The organism is Latilactobacillus parafuchuensis (assembly GCF_055271665.1).
Window position 1 is genome coordinate 2,030,764 of sequence record NZ_CM143875.1, and the last position, 17,742, is coordinate 2,048,505.

General features: G+C 44.3%; 14 protein-coding genes. 7 read left to right on the plus strand and 7 right to left on the minus strand.

Annotated elements, in window-relative coordinates:
- Positions 1 to 41: 41 nt before the first annotated feature.
- Positions 42 to 3,758, minus strand: coding sequence for a helicase-exonuclease AddAB subunit AddA (addA, locus tag ACVPPQ_RS10035; protein WP_463494426.1), 3,717 nt, complete (start codon positions 3,756 to 3,758; stop codon positions 42 to 44).
- The gene (locus tag ACVPPQ_RS10040) at positions 3,751 to 7,305 is read right to left on the minus strand and encodes a PD-(D/E)XK nuclease family protein (RefSeq protein ID WP_463494428.1); all 3,555 of its coding nucleotides are present in this window, start codon (positions 7,303 to 7,305) and stop codon (positions 3,751 to 3,753) included. The genes addA and ACVPPQ_RS10040 overlap by 8 nt, the downstream gene beginning before the upstream one ends.
- A 145-nt stretch (positions 7,306 to 7,450) precedes the next feature.
- Here ACVPPQ_RS10040 and mvk point away from each other — a divergent pair, with 145 nt between their 5' ends.
- From mvk to fni, 4 genes are read left to right on the plus strand one after another with little or no spacing between them, the layout of a single operon-like run.
- Positions 7,451 to 8,395 carry a mevalonate kinase gene (gene mvk, locus ACVPPQ_RS10045; RefSeq protein ID WP_463494430.1) on the plus strand — a complete coding sequence of 315 codons (945 nt, stop codon included), beginning with the start codon at positions 7,451 to 7,453 and terminating at the stop codon, positions 8,393 to 8,395.
- A 26-nt stretch (positions 8,396 to 8,421) separates the two neighbouring features.
- Entirely contained in the window at positions 8,422 to 9,399 is a 978-nt protein-coding gene (gene mvaD / locus ACVPPQ_RS10050) for a diphosphomevalonate decarboxylase (RefSeq protein WP_463494432.1), read from the plus strand.
- 56 nt (positions 9,400 to 9,455) lie between these two features.
- Complete coding sequence (locus tag ACVPPQ_RS10055; RefSeq protein WP_463496362.1) at positions 9,456 to 10,526, plus strand: phosphomevalonate kinase; 1,071 nt, start codon at positions 9,456 to 9,458, stop codon at positions 10,524 to 10,526.
- Between the two features lie 11 nt (positions 10,527 to 10,537).
- Positions 10,538 to 11,587 carry a type 2 isopentenyl-diphosphate Delta-isomerase gene (gene fni / locus ACVPPQ_RS10060; RefSeq protein ID WP_463494434.1) on the plus strand — a complete coding sequence of 350 codons (1,050 nt, stop codon included), beginning with the start codon at positions 10,538 to 10,540 and terminating at the stop codon, positions 11,585 to 11,587.
- A gap of 58 nt (positions 11,588 to 11,645) precedes the next feature.
- Here the strand turns inward: fni and ACVPPQ_RS10065 are convergent, their stop codons facing one another.
- From ACVPPQ_RS10065 to ACVPPQ_RS10075, 3 genes are all read right to left on the minus strand, one after another.
- Positions 11,646 to 12,608, minus strand: a complete 963-nt coding sequence (locus ACVPPQ_RS10065) for an ABC transporter permease (protein WP_463494436.1) — start codon at positions 12,606 to 12,608, stop codon at positions 11,646 to 11,648.
- 18 nt (positions 12,609 to 12,626) lie between these two features.
- Positions 12,627 to 13,409: a class I SAM-dependent methyltransferase gene (locus ACVPPQ_RS10070; RefSeq protein ID WP_463494438.1), complete on the minus strand. Its 783-nt coding sequence runs from the start codon at positions 13,407 to 13,409 to the stop codon at positions 12,627 to 12,629.
- A gap of 77 nt (positions 13,410 to 13,486) precedes the next feature.
- On the minus strand, positions 13,487 to 13,834 hold the full coding sequence (locus ACVPPQ_RS10075) for a metal-sulfur cluster assembly factor (RefSeq protein ID WP_025082550.1): 348 nt from the start codon (positions 13,832 to 13,834) through the stop codon (positions 13,487 to 13,489).
- Between the two features lie 135 nt (positions 13,835 to 13,969).
- Between ACVPPQ_RS10075 and ACVPPQ_RS10080 the strand changes: the two genes are divergently transcribed.
- From ACVPPQ_RS10080 to ACVPPQ_RS10090, 3 genes are all read left to right on the plus strand, one after another.
- Positions 13,970 to 14,776 (plus strand): Cof-type HAD-IIB family hydrolase, encoded by an 807-nt coding sequence (locus ACVPPQ_RS10080; RefSeq protein ID WP_463494440.1) that lies wholly within the window; start codon positions 13,970 to 13,972, stop codon positions 14,774 to 14,776.
- Between the two features lie 160 nt (positions 14,777 to 14,936).
- Positions 14,937 to 15,128, plus strand: a complete 192-nt coding sequence (locus tag ACVPPQ_RS10085; protein WP_463494442.1) for a hypothetical protein — start codon at positions 14,937 to 14,939, stop codon at positions 15,126 to 15,128.
- 284 nt (positions 15,129 to 15,412) lie between these two features.
- Entirely contained in the window at positions 15,413 to 16,297 is an 885-nt protein-coding gene (locus ACVPPQ_RS10090) for a helix-turn-helix domain-containing protein (protein WP_463494444.1), read from the plus strand.
- On the opposite strand, the gene ACVPPQ_RS10095 is transcribed toward ACVPPQ_RS10090, so the two are convergent.
- Complete coding sequence (locus ACVPPQ_RS10095; protein WP_463494446.1) at positions 16,286 to 17,203, minus strand: zinc-binding dehydrogenase; 918 nt, start codon at positions 17,201 to 17,203, stop codon at positions 16,286 to 16,288. The genes ACVPPQ_RS10090 and ACVPPQ_RS10095 overlap by 12 nt on opposite strands.
- A gap of 109 nt (positions 17,204 to 17,312) precedes the next feature.
- Positions 17,313 to 17,663 carry a winged helix-turn-helix transcriptional regulator gene (locus tag ACVPPQ_RS10100; RefSeq protein ID WP_463494448.1) on the minus strand — a complete coding sequence of 117 codons (351 nt, stop codon included), beginning with the start codon at positions 17,661 to 17,663 and terminating at the stop codon, positions 17,313 to 17,315.
- Positions 17,664 to 17,742: the final 79 nt, after the last annotated feature.

The following is a 17,742-nucleotide window of genomic DNA, read 5'->3' on the forward strand; positions in this document are numbered from 1 at the left end:
AAAAAGGCGGGATTGCTCCCGCCCGCGTTTGCTATTCAAAATTAATCTAACACCACAAGCTCACCAATCGATAGTAAATAAAGGTATCGATGAGTCACTGGCCGTTTTAAAATCTGGGCTAAAGCTGCACTGTACAGATTTAATTGACCGGCATACCGGGCCTTAATTTGTGCGATGGCTGCGGTTTGATTTTGCGAATCAACATAATCGGTTTTGTAATCGAATAAGTAACAAGCGTCATCGGTCAAAACATAGCCGTCCGTAATCCCATGAATTAAGACCGAATCCGTTGGTGACTCCTGAATCCCTTTGAAAAGGGTCGCAGCCGGTAATAAGAGTGAGAACGGCACTTCCCGTTTAACTTGCGTTGGATTCGCTAAAATAATCTGGCCTAACGCACTTTCAAAGAAGGTCAAAATATGCGCCACATTAATCTTAGCAGCAACGGTGGCGGCTAAGATATTGGCCAACACCAATTGATCAATTAAGGCTTGCACACTGGACGTGGTGATTGGCGCGGTTAAATCGAGTTCTTGCAACACTAAATGCGTCGCCGTCCCAATTTCAGTCGCGGTCGGTTGCACGACGGTTTGCAGGAATTGCGGTTTAGCTAACTGATCATTAACGTAGCGGTGCGTTTCTTGGGCTTCCTCCGCGGCAAACGTTAACTGGCCTAAACTCAAATTATCCGGATCATCAAACAATCGTTTGACTTCCGAAACGGATTGATACGCCGTCGTTGCGGTCGCAACCTGATCTGGATACGTGAAATCAAGTTGCGCGACCACCGCTTGGGCTTGTTCAGTCGTTAAATCAATCGTTTGCAGCGCTTTTTGTCGTTGCTTGCCCCAATCTTGATCTTTTTGCAGACTGCCCGGCACCATACCGAGGCCGATTTGATTGACAAAAGTCAGTTCAAATTCGGTTTGGTCACCACTCAACGGTAAGAACGGTTGGTACTGGTCGACCCAGTCTTTGGCCTGTGAATGGCGCATTAAACTCAATCCAATCCAATCTAGCAACGAATTACTAGCGTTGCGGACGCCAACGTCTAAGATTAATGAACCACTATTTTGCGCCTTTTGCCATTGTTGCATCAGTTGTGCTTGATTATCACAACTGCCGGCAATAATCAGTCGTTGTTCCGCTCGCGTTAAAGCCACGTATAATTTCCGCATTTCTTCAGCGCGTAATTTTTGTCGTTTCTGGGCAACGATGGCCAGTTCTGGCAAGGTTGGGACCTTCAGTCGTTTAGCGTTATCTAAATAAACAATACCCAGTCCCGAATGATCATCTAAAACGTAGTTCTGCCGTAAATCTTGTTCGTTAAATTGATGACTGGCATCCATCAAGAAGACGACTGGAAATTCCAACCCTTTACTCCCGTGAATCGTCATGACGGCAATTGCATCTTGATCTTCAAGACTCGTCGGTTGGGCTAAATCCTTATCCTGTTTCTGGAGGCGTTCAATAAATTGAATAAATTGGAACAACCCTTTAAAGCCATTTTCTTCATAGGTCGCGGCACGTTGATAGAGCGCGTGCAAATTAGCTTGCCGTTGCCGACCAGCTGGCATCCCACCGACGTAATCCAAGAAACCCGTCTTCTGATAAATCGTCCAAATCAGTTCAACTAGTGATTGTTGACTCGCAATCGCCCGTAAGTCAGTTAACAACTGTTGGAAGTTGGTTAACTTGCGCATCACTTGTTGGCCGAGTTGGCCGACCTTTTGGTCATTAAAATTCGCAATAAAATCAAAAACTGCTTGATAATAATCATCGGTTTTATCGTTAATCCGAATCAAGGCCAGTTCATTTTCGTTCAAACCGACGATCGGCGAACGCAAGACACTGACCAACGGAATATCTTGATTAGGATTATCAATCACTTTCAATAACGACAACATAATCTGAATCTCAGTCGTTTGAAAATAATTTTGGGCATCGTTAATCACGACTGGTAAGCCAAACCGTTGGAAATAATCCAGAATCAGCAAGTTATTACTGCGCGTCGGGGTCAACAACACAATGTCTTGATACGTGATCGGCCGCAATTCTTGCGTTTTGCGATCCCAAATGGTTTCTTGTTGGTCAATCATCGATTTAATCCGTTTGGCGACCGCAATGATTTGGCCTTCACTCTTGTCAAGGGCGGGACCGCTAGCCAGCTCGGCTGGTTTGGTTTCGTATAACAATAATTCGGTTGGCGCAGTCGGAATCTCGTCCGGATAATAGGTCGCACCGTAGGCCAACTGGGCATTTTCGTCATACGTCATCTGGCCCAATTTAACATCCATAATTTGTTGGAAAATTAAATTGACGAAATCGTCAATATTACGGCGTGAACGGAAATTTTCAGCGAGAATAATCCGTTCGCCGTCCTGATTCGGTTGCGCAAAAGCCTCGTACTTGCCGATAAACAGACTCGGATCAGCTAAGCGGAAGGCATAAATCGATTGTTTCACATCCCCAACCATGAAGACGTTGCGGGGTTCGGCTGATGAAACGGCTTGAATAATCGTTTCTTGCAGTTGATTAGTATCTTGGTATTCATCCACTAGAATCTCACTAAATTGTTGTTGATAATATTGACGAGCGGCTTGCGATTCCGCCGTCTCGCTAGTCAGTATTGCTAAACAAAAATGTTCCAAATCACCGAAATCTAATAGATGGCGCCGTTTCTTTTCAGCTTGGAATGCTTTGCGAAAGGCTAAGGTCACTTCAACTAATTTACCGACTAACTGCCCCGCTGATTTTTGAATCGTGGTTGTTTGGGCTTCGTCAAAGACAAAATAGGTGTTCAATAAATTTTCGAGACTCTTTTTAACGTGGTCTAAATCATCTTTGAGCCGGTCTTTGGCCACTTGTTCAGTCTCGTCTAATTTTTTAGTCCGCTTGGCGGGGCCCATCTGCGCATCCGTCAATTGCATTTTCCACTGGGCCCACGTTAATTGCGCTGAATCGGTTTGAATCGCGGTCAATAATTGTTGTGTGGTTTGAATTTGTTCCGCATATACCGTTAGCTTCTCACTAGTGGTACTCAGTTCGGCCGCTTCCTTCAAATCTTCTAAACAAGTACTAATCGTCCGCTGTAACGTCGGTAAAATCGCCTGTTGGAAATAGTCACTGCTTGTAATACCGGCTTCCGGAACGGCATACGGGGTCGTTAACGCGTGTAGCCACCCTAATGGATCTGGATTGGCATTGGCGAAATTCAATAAATCAAAAACAATCGTCGTTAAACCGTCATCGTTGCGATCGTTCGAAAAATTCTGGGCTAAATCATAGAATAACGCATCATTTTTTTCGTAATACCCCTCACGCACTTGTTGCCAGACCCGATCGGCTAATAATAGTCGTTCCGCTTCATCACTTAATAATCGAAAAGCCGGATCGAGTTTAATCACGTAATAAAACCGTTTAATGACTTGTAAACAAAACGCGTGTAAGGTGCTAATCTGGGCCGTGGCCACTAAACTCAATTGTTGGCGTAAGCGTTGTTGCACCGCGTGATCATCCGTTGCTAAACTCGTTTCGCGTAAAGCGGTTTGAATCCGTTGCCGCATTTCAGAAGCGGCCGCTTCAGTAAAGGTGACGACCAACAATTCGTTAACGTTGGTCCCTTTCAGAATTTTTTGAATGACGCGTTCGACAAGCACCGTCGTTTTACCAGAACCGGCCGATGCAGAAACTAAAATATCGTGACCGCTATGCGTGACTGCCGCTGCTTGGGTTGGTGTAAATTGCCGTTTACTCATGTTGATCACCTTCATTTTTCTCGGTTAATTTTTGCAAAATATCTTTGGCTTCTAAAGCTTCCAGTTGTCGATAATTATTTTCCGGTAACATCGCATCGAACTGGAAGATTGATTTAAACGGTGACCGCGTTAAAGCGTTGGTCCGATCCGGACGCATCATCGGATTCAAGGCGTTGGCCCCCGCAAAAATGGCTTGACCCGCTTCTCGAATGAGATTTTCATTATGGGCAATCAATAACTCTAATTCGTTCATCGTGACCAGTTGCTTGGAACTAAATTTGCCACTCTTCAATTTGCTAAAGGCAAATAGTGGTGATTGGCCGCTTTCTAACGCCGTATCTAAATTGGTCAATAATTCTTCATCGTTTAAAATCAGGCCGTTATATTTGAACTGATCCAATAATAGTTGATCGAGTTGGCCTTGTTGTAGTTGCGCCATTTTTTGTTTGGTTAACTGTTTTAAGGTTAACGTTGGGTTTTGGAGGTGTAAATAAAAAGCTCCCGCCGGTTTGACGGCCGTCTTGGCCGGTAAAATCGCGCCTTGATCTTGCAAAACGGTATCCAAATAGGTCAACATTTGTAACGCCAGTCCGTAATAAGCATCCCGGAAATTGAAACGGTGTTGACTCGATTTATAATCAACAATCCCTAAGTAAGCTTGACCGTTAATCGTTAATTGGTCAATCCGGTCAATCTTACCGCGGACTTTGACTTGATGATTATCCGGTAACGTAAAGTCTAACCCCTGCAAGCCCGTATCAATTCCGACTTGTCCGAAGAGCACTTCCGTCGCTAACGGCGTCAATTGCGTCCGTTGACTTTGGTCACGCAGCGCTAACCCGACCCGTTTAATCGTCTGACTAAGTTGTTGGCGAATATAACCCATCCGCGCCGTCTTAGTGAGAATTTTAAATTCAGGTTGTTCGTAGGCCGCTTGTAATAATTGGTCAACTAACGTATTAATCTGCGCGTCATCCAATTGCGGTAACGTTAAGGCTTGCTGTTGAATCCCTTTAATAAATTGATCCATTAATTGATGGTAGAAATCGCCCGTGTTGGCTGGTGTTAATTCAAAAACGGGCCGTTCGTTCAACTTCAACCCGTATTTCAAGAAATAAGCGTATTGATTTTGGTAAAATTCTTCTAATTTAGAAATCGAGGTATGAATCGTTTGACCGTACAATCCGGTGACAATCTCCGGCGTCAAAGCGACGGGTTGATTGCGGTATTGTAAACTCTGTAATAATTGTTGCGTTAAAAACTGACTCGCTGGCTTTTGAACTAATAATTGATAAACCGCCAACCAGTCAGTCGGAATCGGTAACTGCTGTTCTTGTGCTTGACGACTGACTTGAATCAAATCACTTAATAAACTGCGCCACGAACCACTAATCGCCGGTTGCGTCGCCAGGGCTGGTTCGGCTAACACGTGCTCCGTACTTAATTTAAAGTGTTGTTGAATCCGTTGAACGTACGGTGATAGTTGGTAATTAGTCCCATCACCACTACTTAATGGGTAAGTAAAATAAACCGCTTGTTGACTACTTAAAAAAGCTAAGTAGTTCAAATAGGGTTCGAATTGCATCTGCGCTTGACTGGCTTCCCCTAAGAATTGGTCCGCCGTTAATCCGGTCACCAGATTTAACCGATCTTGGTCAGTTAAGAGTGCGCTATCTTCAACGATATCCGGCATCACCTGATCAGTCGAACCAATCATAAACGTGATTTGTCGTTGCTTAGTCTGAACCATCCCCGATTCCGATAAGACGACTTGATCAAGCGTCGATGGAATCTGGGCGTATTGTGCTTGAGCAAATCCGGCCGATAAGAGCTTCCAGAAATCGGTCACATCAAACGGTCTTTCCCCCAATAACGTCACGTATTCATCCAGCATCTGCATCAAGGTCGTCCAGGTTTGTTCTGGTTTACCAGCTTGGGCCACTTGGCCGTCTGCTAACGCTTGATCCCGCCACGCCAAAAGTTGTTGATCAACTCCTTGATCGACTAGAAATTGATATAAAAGCTGCGCGGCTTGGCGCCCATTTTTCGCCGCATCTAAACGCCGGTAAAATGGCGGTAATGTCTCTTTCACAAAATGACGAATCCGGTTAATTCGTTCGGTTAAAGCCTCATCTTGCGTGGTGCGCGTCCCTTCTTGATACGAACCGAATCGGTAAAATTGCCAATCGCGATCCGCTAACCAGTCATGGCCTTCATAGCCACTTTTTAAGATTAAATTTTCACACAAATCAAGATCCGCTCTAAAATCGGCGACGGCTTGATAGTCACCCGTCGCCGTCTTAGGCAATAATAAGGTGGTCTTCAATAACGCCATGACATCTTCGTAACGATAATAGTGATCCTTGACCGCGAATAAGGCTTCTAACATTGAAACGAGCGGATGCGCCGCCATCGTTTCCGGTAAGTCGCAGAAATACGGGATTTCATATTCGGTTAGAATTGGCGTAATCATGTTCTGATAAGGCGTTAAATGCCGCGTCAAAATTAAGAAATCACGATACCGATATTGACCGGTCCGCACTAATTCACGAATTTGACGCGCCACAAAGCGGAGTTCACTATAACGATTGTCGGCCGCCACCACTTTAATCTGTTTAGCAACGTCACTTGGGGGTGTCGGCAACTGCCCGAAGTTTTGGGAACTGACCCAGTAATCATCGAGCGCTTGTAGACTAGGCGATACCCGTTTAACACTAGCCACCTGGTCTAATAACACCGCTACCTGACTATTGCGTGCTTGTTGGTAAAGTTGATAATAGGTCTGCCCCGCTTGATAGAAAAAATTCAAGGCATCCGGTTTTTGATCGACATACGGCTGGTCTAAAATGAGCGCCACCGATAAATCAGCTTGTTGCATCAAGACCTTCATTAAAGCTTGTTCTTGGGCCGTTAATTGCGCAAAGCCTTCGACGTAGAAATGGCAATTATGTAAATCTTGGTGTTGTAAATAGTCGGCTAGCGCGTCAATAATCGCCGTATTTTCGATAAATTGTTTTTGCATCGCTGCTTCAAAAGCGGTCGCAATAATGGTTAAATCGTGCAACTTAGCCGTTAACTCAACTTGGCGTTCCGTTAGGTTGGTTGCAATCTGGGTCAGATCCGCCGGCGTGATGCAACCGACTTTCAATTCGAGTAATTGTTTGGTGAGTTGTGCGACAAACCCCGTTTGATTGACCTCGCCACCAAATAAGACCAATTCGTCAGCGTGTTCTTGCAACAAGCGGTAAACCAACATATTTAACCCGGCCGTTGAAATCCGGGGAATTTGATAATATGGTGTATTCTTCATAAAATACCAAGCTAATCGGGTGAATGAAAAAACTTGGACTTGTGAAGAGGCAACGTAATTAACTTCGTCACCTTGTAATTCTTTTAGAATCGAAACTTCCGATTCAAATTTAATATGGTTCGGTACTAAATAAAAAAACCGATCATTCGGTGTTTTTTCTAAAGATTGTTTTAAATTAGTGACCAATGTTTGATGATGATCGGCACTAATTCGGCCTAGAATAAACTTTAAACTCACGACTACCACCCCTTTGCAGCTATTTTACCATACATAGGAGTCACATTATGTCATTTTCAAACAGCCAGTAGCCGTCTTCTATAATTTGCAGTATAGTAGTAAAGTAACGATTAGATTCGTCAATTCAATACGATAGGTGATATTTATGCAAACTGGTGTGGGCTTAAGTCACGCTAAAATTATTTTAATCGGTGAACACGCCGTCGTTTACGGTCAGCCAGCCATCGCACTGCCCATTTTTGCGGTCCAAGCAAAAGTCACGGTGACCGTCGACGAACGATTGGCTGAACCCCAAATTCAAAGTGCCTATTATACGGGCCCACTCAGCCAAGCTTTCGGTCAGATGAAAGGCATTCAATACTTAATTGAGCAACTCTGGCAACGATTCAACGATCGCCAAGTCCCGTTTCAATTAACGATTGATAGTCAACTGCCCCCCGAACGCGGGATGGGCTCCTCGGCCGCAACGGCGATTGCCATTATTCGCGGATTGGCCGATTGTTTTAACCGGCCAATCGATCATCAGCAACTTCTAAAATTGGCGACCCTTTCTGAAAATATGATTCACGGTAATCCAAGTGGCATCGACGCGGCCACCACTGGCGCCACCACGCCACTATGGTACGTTAAAGGCCAACAACCGCAGCCGTTACCCATCAACTTAAATGGTTACCTGGTAATCGCTGACAGTGGTCAAAAAGGCCAAACGGGGACGGCCGTTCAAAGCGTCCAGAACCGCTTATTAGGTAATCCAGCCCAAACGCAACCAGTGATTGACCATCTTGGCCAACTAACGACGGCCGTTGCCGCCAACATTGCGCATAATCAGCTCAGTGAATTAGGTCAAAATCTGACCGCTGCGCAAACTGATTTACGAACGCTCGGTGTTAGTAATCAACGACTGGACCGCTTAATCACAATTGCCAATCAAGCTGGCAGTCTCGGCACTAAATTAACCGGTGGTGGTCGTGGCGGCTGCATCATTGCCTTAGCGGACACTCAAGAAGCGGCTAACCACTTAGCACAAACCTTAACGAACGCTGGCGCTATTCAAACTTGGATTCAAGCACTACCAGATTTACAAAACTAACTTAACAATAATTGGGGTAAACACTTATGGGGCAATCAGCCACTGCCAGAGCACATACAAACATTGCGTTAATTAAATATTGGGGTAAACAAAATCCGGAACTGATTATTCCGTACAACAGCAGTCTTTCGATGACCCTCGACCATTTCTATACGGATACAACGGTCACTTTCTCTACTGAATTGACAGCCGATCAAATCCTGTTCAATCAAGCACCTGCAGATGCGGCCACCAACACTAAGATGAGCCAGTTTCTCGATTTAATTCGCCAACAAGCCCATTTCGACTTACACGCACGAATTGAAACCATCAATCACGTCCCGAATGCGGCCGGCTTAGCGTCTTCTGCTTCCGGTTACGCCGCACTAGCCGCGGCCGCTAGCAAAGCGGCTGGTCTCGATTTAGACCGGCGCGCACTTTCCCGACTCGCTCGTCGCGGTTCTGGTTCAGCGACCCGTTCAATTTACGGCGGCTTTGTCGAATGGCAACGGGGCACCAACGATACCGATTCTTTTGCCGTCCCGTTACAAGAAACGGTTGATTGGGACATTCAAATGATCGCGATTGTCTTAAATGACCGTGAAAAAGCCGTTGCCAGTCGCGCTGGGATGGCCAATGTCGTTGCAACCTCGCCCTACTACCCTAGTTGGGTCGAAACGGCTGAAACCGCGATGCCGAAAATGCGCGATGCAATCATTAAGAAAGATATAAATTTAGTCGGTCAATTGGCCGAACAAAGCGCGATGCAAATGCACGCAACAACCCTAAGTGCGACACCGCCTTTCACTTATTTTGAACCAGAAACCCTCCAAGCGATTCAAGTCGTACAGCAGTTGCGCCAACAGGGTATTTCTTGCTATTATACTATGGACGCTGGTCCCAACGTAAAAGTGATTTGTACCAGCCAAGAAACCCCCCAGATTCTAACAGCGCTCGGACGTTATTTTAAACCCGAACAGCTCTTAGTTGCTAAACCTGGGCCGGGGATTACAATTCAACAATGACACGCGGCAACACTTAAAATGACTATTAAAGATGATATGTGAAAGGTTCTGATGGTTTGATAACGGCTAAAGCACCCGGAAAACTCTACATTGCCGGCGAATACGCGGTAGTAGAAACAGGTTTTCCGGCTATTATTGTGGCGCTCAATCAATTTGTAACAGTTTCAATTGAAGAGAGTCATGAATACGGCAGTATTGTTTCGAAACAATACCAAGAAAATTCTTTATTTTGGCAACGACAAGGCGACGAAATGGTTTTTGATAATCGGGATAATCCCTTCCATTACATTTTATCAGCGATTAAATTAACCGAACAATATGCGCGCCAGGTTGGGAAAACACTGAGTGTCTACCACTTACGGGTCAACAGCGATTTAGATTCCGAAGACGGTAAAAAATACGGTTTAGGCAGTTCGGCTGCCGTTACCGTCGCTACCATTAAAGCACTCTGCGCGTTCTATGACTTACAATTAACCAACGATGAACTCTATAAGCTCGCTTCCATCGCCCATTTAGATGTCCAAGGCAATGGTTCTTTAGGCGACATTGCAGCTAGCGTCTATGGTGGCTGGGTCGCTTACCGATCTTTCGATAAACAATGGTTGGCTCAAGTTCGACCAACCACGACGTTAAAAGAGTTGTTAAAAATGCCGTGGCCCGCACTTTCAATCGAATTATTAACGCCACCGGCAGAATTATCGCTCCTGATTGGTTGGACGGGTTCGCCGGCTTCAACCTCGCATTTAGTCGATAAAATTGCCTTGGCTAAAATTGAAAAACAAGCGGCCTACCAAACCTTCTTAAACGATAGTAAAGCTTGTTTAGACGAAATGATCACTGGTTTCCACCAACAAGATTTAACGAAAATCCAAACTGAATTACGCCATAACCGGGTTTTGTTACAACAGTTAGCTAATTTTAGCCACGTGGCGATTGAGACTCGGATTCTTCAAAAAATGGGGAAACTTGCCGAAGAAATCGGTGGCGCAGCCAAAACATCTGGCGCTGGTGGTGGCGATTGCGGGATTGTGATTATCGATCGCGCAATCGAAACTGCCCCCCTTTTCCAAAAATGGCACGACAATCAAATTGAACGATTGAACCTCGCCGTTCATCTCGTTGACTAGGAGTTCAAACAATGGTTAGACCTAAACAATCCATCCAATCACACCGGAAAGATGAACACGTCTTTTTGGCTGAAAAATTTCATGAAGAAACGCGTCAAAATGATTTCGACGGTCTGCGTTTTATTCACCAAAGCTTACCAGAAATTGCGATTGCCGACGTTGATATTAGTACGCAGTTTGGTCCCAATCACTGGGACAGTCCCTTCTACATCAACGGGATGACCGGTGGTAGCCAACAAACTAAGAAAATTAACGCCCAGCTCGCCCAAGTCGCCCAAATTACTGGTTTACCGATGGCGACTGGTTCGCAATCCGTGGCGGTTAAAGATTCGAGTTTAGTTGATACGTTTACCATTATTCGTGAGTACAATCCGGAAGGTTTTGTCCTCGGTAATATTGGTGCTGGTAACGATTTAGCCGTAGCCCAACAAGCTGTGGCGATGACCAATGCCAATGCGTTAGAAATCCACGTCAATACGACCCAAGAAATCGTTATGCCCGAAGGTGATCGCCAATTCTACTGGCTCGATCAAATTGCTGAGATTGTCGACCAACTGACGGTCCCCGTCATCGTCAAAGAAGTCGGCTTTGGGATGAGCGCTGAAACGATGGCGCAACTCCAATCCATCGGGGTCCAAGCGATTGATATTTCCGGCCGTGGCGGTACCAACTTCGTGACGATTGAAAATGAACGCCGCCCCGATAAAGCCTACGACTATCTCGAAGGGTGGGGTCAATCAACCGTTGAATCACTCTTTGAATCGCAAGGGTTTCAAAATGACCTGACGATTCTCGCTTCTGGCGGCATTCGTAACCCACTCGACGTGATTAAAGCGTTGCGCCTCGGTGCGACAGCCGTCGGGGTTTCCGGTCAATTCTTGCACATGATTCTAAAAGACGGCCCCACGGTAACGGCTGAAAAGCTTTTAGCGTGGCAAGCCCAAATTCAAGCGATTATGGCGATGCTCGGGGTGCATAACCTAACCGAACTCAAACAAGCGCCACTAATCGTATCACCCGAATTACGCCACTATCTAAATGAACGCCATTTAACGTTATAAAACATCAAAAAAGCCAATACTTAATTCTCAATCGAGAATTAAGTATTGGCTTTTTAAGTTATTGACTGGTCAAACGCCGCATCCGGCTATAGAAATAACCGATTGCGATTAAATCAATCACCAGCAGCCCTCCGAAAATAACGGTTTGCTGGGTCAAATAAAAGAACCAAGCGCCAATCGAAAAACCAATCAGCGTGCTAACCAATAAATGGGCGGCAAATAATTGAGTTTGCCCACTTCGATAGCGCCGATACAAGGCTTGATCTAAGCCCTTTTGCGTTTGATACCCATTGACAACTTTAGCAAAGAGATGGGTGATGATTAACAATACTAAGACTAAGCCCAACAACCCTAGAATAACCGGACTATTACTCTTCAACCAATTTAAACCTAATAGCGGCGTACTCTTCGGCGTTAAATAACTGACCTTAGTTGTCTTGAAAATCTTCTTGTACGTTTTAAGATGAGCACCAATCTGTTGATCATCGACTAAAACCGTGACCGCACTGAGCGGCCGATCATTAATCACGTATTTAGGTGACGCCGAAACAAAGACGTGTTGATCAAGTGACGTTGCCTGATTGGTCCCAACAACGCCGATAACTGACAAATATTGTTTGTGATATTGATAGTAGGCCTGGCTCGTCGGTTGGTATAAATCAGCCGCGCGCGATTGACCGACCACGACGACTGGCACACTCGATTTAAAATCATAACTCGAGAAGAAACGGCCTTCTTTAATCGGCACCGATGACACCTTGCCTTGCGCATAAATATATGAAAAACGTTGGTTAACGTTAAATTGAATTTGGAAATTGGTTAATTTAGCCTTCTCAATTGCTTGTAACGTGGTTTGAATCGTTTGATTCGTTTTCGGTTTAAAAATCACCGCTTTTTGCGATAAACTGTTGTGGTTTAACCGCTGACTGTAGTTGGCCTTCGCCCGTTGACTGATGACTAACAAGCCTAACAAGGTGACCACTACTAATAATATATCGAGTGCGATTTTTTTATAACGCAAATCGATTCCTCCTCTATCCTAATTAATCCAATAAAACCGGTCGCGCATTAAATCAAACGGCCGTAGATACCGATTAATCTGTGAAATTCGTCGATCATTATGGTATTGAGCATTCTGCCAAAATTCGGTACTATTCGTGGCCCCAAAACGTTCCCCTAGACATAATAAAACCGGTCGTACTGGCATTTGCCGGAGTTGTTCTAAGATCACATTATCAATTGGCACCCCATTCGGCGACCATGACATCAAAACCGCATCGACTGACGAACCGTATTGCGCAATCGCTTGTTGCGCATCCAAGGCCTCAACGGTGGTCACCAATTGGCGCCCTGTCTCGTTTTCAGCCGTCCACGCTAAACTATCCGTACAGACCACTTCAGCGCCAGCAGCGCGCAATCCCGCGCTAATATAGCCATTACCGGCCATAATCTCTAAAAACCGCCAATTCGGTAACTGTTGGACCATCGTTTGGGTTAAATCTTGCGTCACATAGGCCCACATCCCGAATTGATTTTGAATGTATTGCCGAAAATTGCGTAATAAATGGTCTGTTTGGCGAATTCGGGCCAATAACTGGGCTTCAGTCACCGTTGACCAAGCCCCCTGTGCCGCTTGCAATAACAGTTCTAAATATAATGCTTCATCAATTCCCAGCACCGGCAAATTATGCAGCGGTAGTTGACGCTGTTTTAAATGTTGTAAACTGACTTGGATCGCGTCAATCTGGTTTTGAATCGCTGGCACCGTTTGAAACCAAACTTGGCTTTGTTCTAGTTGTTGTTCATAGGTTAAATTTTGCATAAGTTGTTCCCATCCTGATTAAACTGACCTCAATTAGAAAAAACCTCCTCCAAAAAGAGCAGGTTTACTTAAGCCGCTTAACGAATGCCTAACGCAATTCGGGCATACCGTGACATTTTGCTCGTATCCCAAGCTGGATACCAAACAAGATTAACACTGACTTCTTTCACTTCGGGGACATCTGCCAAAGCCTTATGGATCGAATCCGTTAAAACATCAGTTAAAGGGCAACCCATCGTCGTTAACGTCATATCAATGGTACAAAGGCCGTTCTCATCTAAGTTCAACCCGTAAATTAAGCCTAAATTAACAATATCAATTCCCAGTTCCGGATCAATCACGGTTTCAAGCGCCGTCAGAATCCGATCCTTCAATTCTTCAACGGCGGTATCTGTTTGTGCGTTATCGATTGGTTCATTAGCCATTAATTCTGCCTCCTACAATCACTCTATGAGCTTTATTATACTGGTTAGCGCCCGTAGATACAACTTAGTTTGATTGACAGATGTTCAATTAAACCCTAGAATAATAAGCTATAGACATTTTTTAAGGAGGGCCATATGCAACGCAAATTAATCGCACTGGACCTAGATGGCACCACATTAAATCAGGACGCACAATTAAGTCCTAAAACAACACAAACCTTAACCGAACTTCAATCTGCTGGTCACATTGTCAGTATCGTCACTGGCCGGCCTAACCGGTTGAGTCAAAACTTCTATCAACAATTAGGCTTAACCTCACCGATGGTCAACTTCAACGGGGCACTCGCTCACATTCCCGGTCAAAAATGGGCCGACGAATATCAATACACCGTCAATAAAGACATCGTATTTGCACTCTTACAACTCAAAGACCAGTTCAAAATTCAAATGGTTGCCGCTGAAGGTAAAACCATGTTTCTCGCAGATCAAGCTTATCCGAATACTTTTTCGTTCTTCCCCGCCACCCTAAAACGCGACGAATTACTAACCCGCGATTCATTGCAACAAGATCCAACCGCGATTACGGTCTTTGTCGAACGCAGTGATCAAGTAGCTTTACGCCAAATGATTCTGGACCAATTTCCACAAGTCGACGTCAACACTTGGGGTGGTCCCGCCAGCGTTTTAGAGATTGTCCACCATGGTATCCAAAAAGCTAAGGGCCTTGCCCATCTCGCTGATTATTATCAGATTGATCAACATGATATTTTGGCCTTCGGTGACGAAAGTAACGATTTAGAAATGCTCGACTATGCTGGCTTAGGGATCGCCATGCATAATGCGATTGCACCGATCAAAGCGATCGCCAACGATGTGACACCATTGACCAACGCACAAGATGGCGTTGCGAATTACTTGATTCAGTATTTTAATTTAGCTTAAACACAAACACTATAAAACACTCCTTATTTAATTCATAAGGAGTGTTTTATTTATTTGCGATTATGGATATTTAAAGTTGACAATCACTAACAGTGGCTCTATATTAAAGACAGCGCCATGGGAACGCTTTATTAAAATGTTTGAACTGGAGGAATTTATCATGAACAACTTTATTAGTATTTTTATGCTCGCTGTCGGACTCTTTGAAATTTATGCCACTTATAGGGCTTTCAAAGAATTAAAAGTATCTGCCGACAAAGACATCTCACCATTCATGCCAATCGCATTATATTCAGGGATTTCGATTGGGGTCATCTTGGCGATTGTTGGTCTGTACACGCTCTTTATGTGATATTTTAAAAATAATCAATTCGGCATGTGAGTCTCTATCGCATGCCGAATTTCTTTTTCAGTACGACACTAATAATTAAAACCACCAATATAATTAACAAAGCTCTGATTAACCAGAGCCCCGCAAGACCCCCTAATACCAGAATACTCATTTGTTGGAGACTCGTTTTAAAAAACAACATCACTACTAAAATCAGGATTAAAACAGGCATCATCATCACCTACTTTCATTTTTGACATTAACATGGTACCGTTAGATTAAAATTGAGATGAGGCGTGATACAGATGGCAACTGAATCCGAACAAACAATGGCAGAATTACTCGGTCAACGAATTGCAACTGAACGCAACCAGCAACATCTGTCGCAACAACAATTAGCGGCCGATATTTGTGCGCAATCGATGATCAGCAGCCTTGAAAAAGGGCGTTACATCCCGAATGCAGTCCTGCTCGCCAAAATTTGTACCAAACTCCATATTTCTATGGATCGGATCATGCTGAGTCACTATCCCGAAGTGACTGCACTATCAAGTTTCAACGTGACGATTAAAACCCTGTGCGATCAACACGATTATGCGGAGATGCTGACCTATTTAGCAACAGATGGTTTAGTTGATCGATTATTCACTGATCAAGATTTACAAACCTATTACTATTATCAAGCTATCGCGACGGAACAGGCCTTACATGCAACGCAAGCTAGTTTGCGCGATTTACATCTGGCTTATCAATATACCCATCCAACGCAAAAAACATTGATGACCCCCACTGAAATTTTGATTCTAGCCAGTATCGCTTTTCTTGAAACCAAACCGACGCAACCAGTGGCGACAATCGAAAGTGGTTGGGCTTATTTTGAATTGGCGCTCACCGCGCTCGAACAGCAACCAGTCACACAATATGATGAAAATCTAAATAGCCTCTATTACTTATTCGCTTTACGCTTACATCAATCACATGCTGATGCGAAAGCAATTATTTTGATTGATCAGGGTGTCGAATGGATTACACAGCACAAGTCACATTACATGTTGGTTGACCTCTTTTTTCTATTGGCACAACTCTATACAGCCAATCAACAGTCTCCTGAAGCACAACGCGCGCTGAACCAGAGTCAGACCTTGAGCACAATTTTCAAGACAGCACCCTATCACGATTTAGAACGCTAATAGAATTCGCCCACGTGCATGCCCATTTTTAGCAGCTAAATGGGCTTTTTTGACGTCTTCAAACGGATAAACAGTTTGAATCTGCGCCTGAATCTGACCAGTCGCTAATAAGTCCAACAGTTGGTGATACCCACTAATTCCGATTGAACCATTACTAAACTTAAAACTTTGGTTCGGTTTCGGCGGATTAAAGTTAGTCAAGGATAACGAAAAAATCGTCAACTGCTCATAAACGGTTGTAATTGTTTGGAGTAATTCTGGGCGGCCAACCGTATCAATCACTTTATTAGGCACGATTGTTCCAGTCAATTGGCCCGCTAAATCCGCTTGATAATTCAAAACAACATCCGCCCCTAGCGATTGAACAAAGACACGATTATCTGGATTGGCTAACGCAATCACCGTTGCGCCGGCTAATTTCAACAGTTGAATCAGATACTTCCCGACACCCCCTGATGCACCGGTCACTAGTACGACATCAGTTGAATTAGCCTTAATCGAATGAACAGCGTGCAAGGCGGCGTCCGCCCCACCAATTAAAGTCACTGCATCTTTTAAGGCCACTTTTGGCGGAACCTCAAAAAGTAAGGGGGGCAGTTGCGCATTAATCACGGTTTGCGCCGAGCCCGTCGGTTGGACCCCAATTACTGCTTTACCCACTAACTGATGATCGCGTAACAAGCCAGTTGATTCGACGATTCCGCCGAATCCGTAGCCAATCACCATCGGCAACTTAACCGGTCGAATCGTCTTTAACAGACCATATTCAGTCATCCAATCGTACGGCAAAACTGGGATGTATTTGGTGTTAACTTTAACGGACAACGGCGTCAAGTGGCTTTCGGCAACGGTCTTAATTTGAAGCCCATCAACCCCACTGAAATCGGTTTGAATAATCTGTTGCATCACACTCAACTCCTGATTAATATTTTGAACCCCTTAACCATACAAAATTATCAACCAAAAGAATAATCAGAGTTCTGATAATTAGCCAAATAGAGACCCAATCTTAATTTCAGATTGAGTCTTTATTTGCGCTGACTTGCTTTGTATAATTGTTCCCCCACCGTTCCATTGCCGTGATTACTGGCAATAATGTTTGACCAAACGGTGTCATACGATACTCAGTCTTAACCGGAACCACGGGGTAGATGCGTTTGTTAATAATCCCATCTTGTTCCAATTCAGCCAACTGTCTCGCCAACATTCGCTTTGACACATATGGCAATTTAGATTGAAGTTCAGAAAAACGGAGCACGTTATTTTGAAAAATATGGTATAAAATCACACTTTTCCACTTTCCAGCGATAAATTGTAAGGTATTTTGAACAGGACAGCCTAAATCACAATCATATAGTTTCGTCATATGAACCTCCGTTGTCTAGAACCAGATAATTATTACCATCATACCACCATCTCTAATCTGATTATAGGTGCATTAAACT

Coding starts and splice junctions, on each gene's coding strand:
- addA (WP_463494426.1), bottom strand. CDS start 3,758: ATGAGTAAACGGCAATTTACACCAACCCAAGCAGCGGCAGTCACGCAT.
- mvk (WP_463494430.1), top strand. CDS start 7,451: ATGCAAACTGGTGTGGGCTTAAGTCACGCTAAAATTATTTTAATCGGT.
- mvaD (WP_463494432.1), top strand. CDS start 8,422: ATGGGGCAATCAGCCACTGCCAGAGCACATACAAACATTGCGTTAATT.
- fni (WP_463494434.1), top strand. CDS start 10,538: ATGGTTAGACCTAAACAATCCATCCAATCACACCGGAAAGATGAACAC.
- ACVPPQ_RS10070 (WP_463494438.1), bottom strand. CDS start 13,409: ATGCAAAATTTAACCTATGAACAACAACTAGAACAAAGCCAAGTTTGG.
- ACVPPQ_RS10075 (WP_025082550.1), bottom strand. CDS start 13,834: ATGGCTAATGAACCAATCGATAACGCACAAACAGATACCGCCGTTGAA.
- ACVPPQ_RS10080 (WP_463494440.1), top strand. CDS start 13,970: ATGCAACGCAAATTAATCGCACTGGACCTAGATGGCACCACATTAAAT.
- ACVPPQ_RS10085 (WP_463494442.1), top strand. CDS start 14,937: ATGAACAACTTTATTAGTATTTTTATGCTCGCTGTCGGACTCTTTGAA.
- ACVPPQ_RS10090 (WP_463494444.1), top strand. CDS start 15,413: ATGGCAACTGAATCCGAACAAACAATGGCAGAATTACTCGGTCAACGA.
- ACVPPQ_RS10095 (WP_463494446.1), bottom strand. CDS start 17,203: ATGCAACAGATTATTCAAACCGATTTCAGTGGGGTTGATGGGCTTCAA.
- ACVPPQ_RS10100 (WP_463494448.1), bottom strand. CDS start 17,663: ATGACGAAACTATATGATTGTGATTTAGGCTGTCCTGTTCAAAATACC.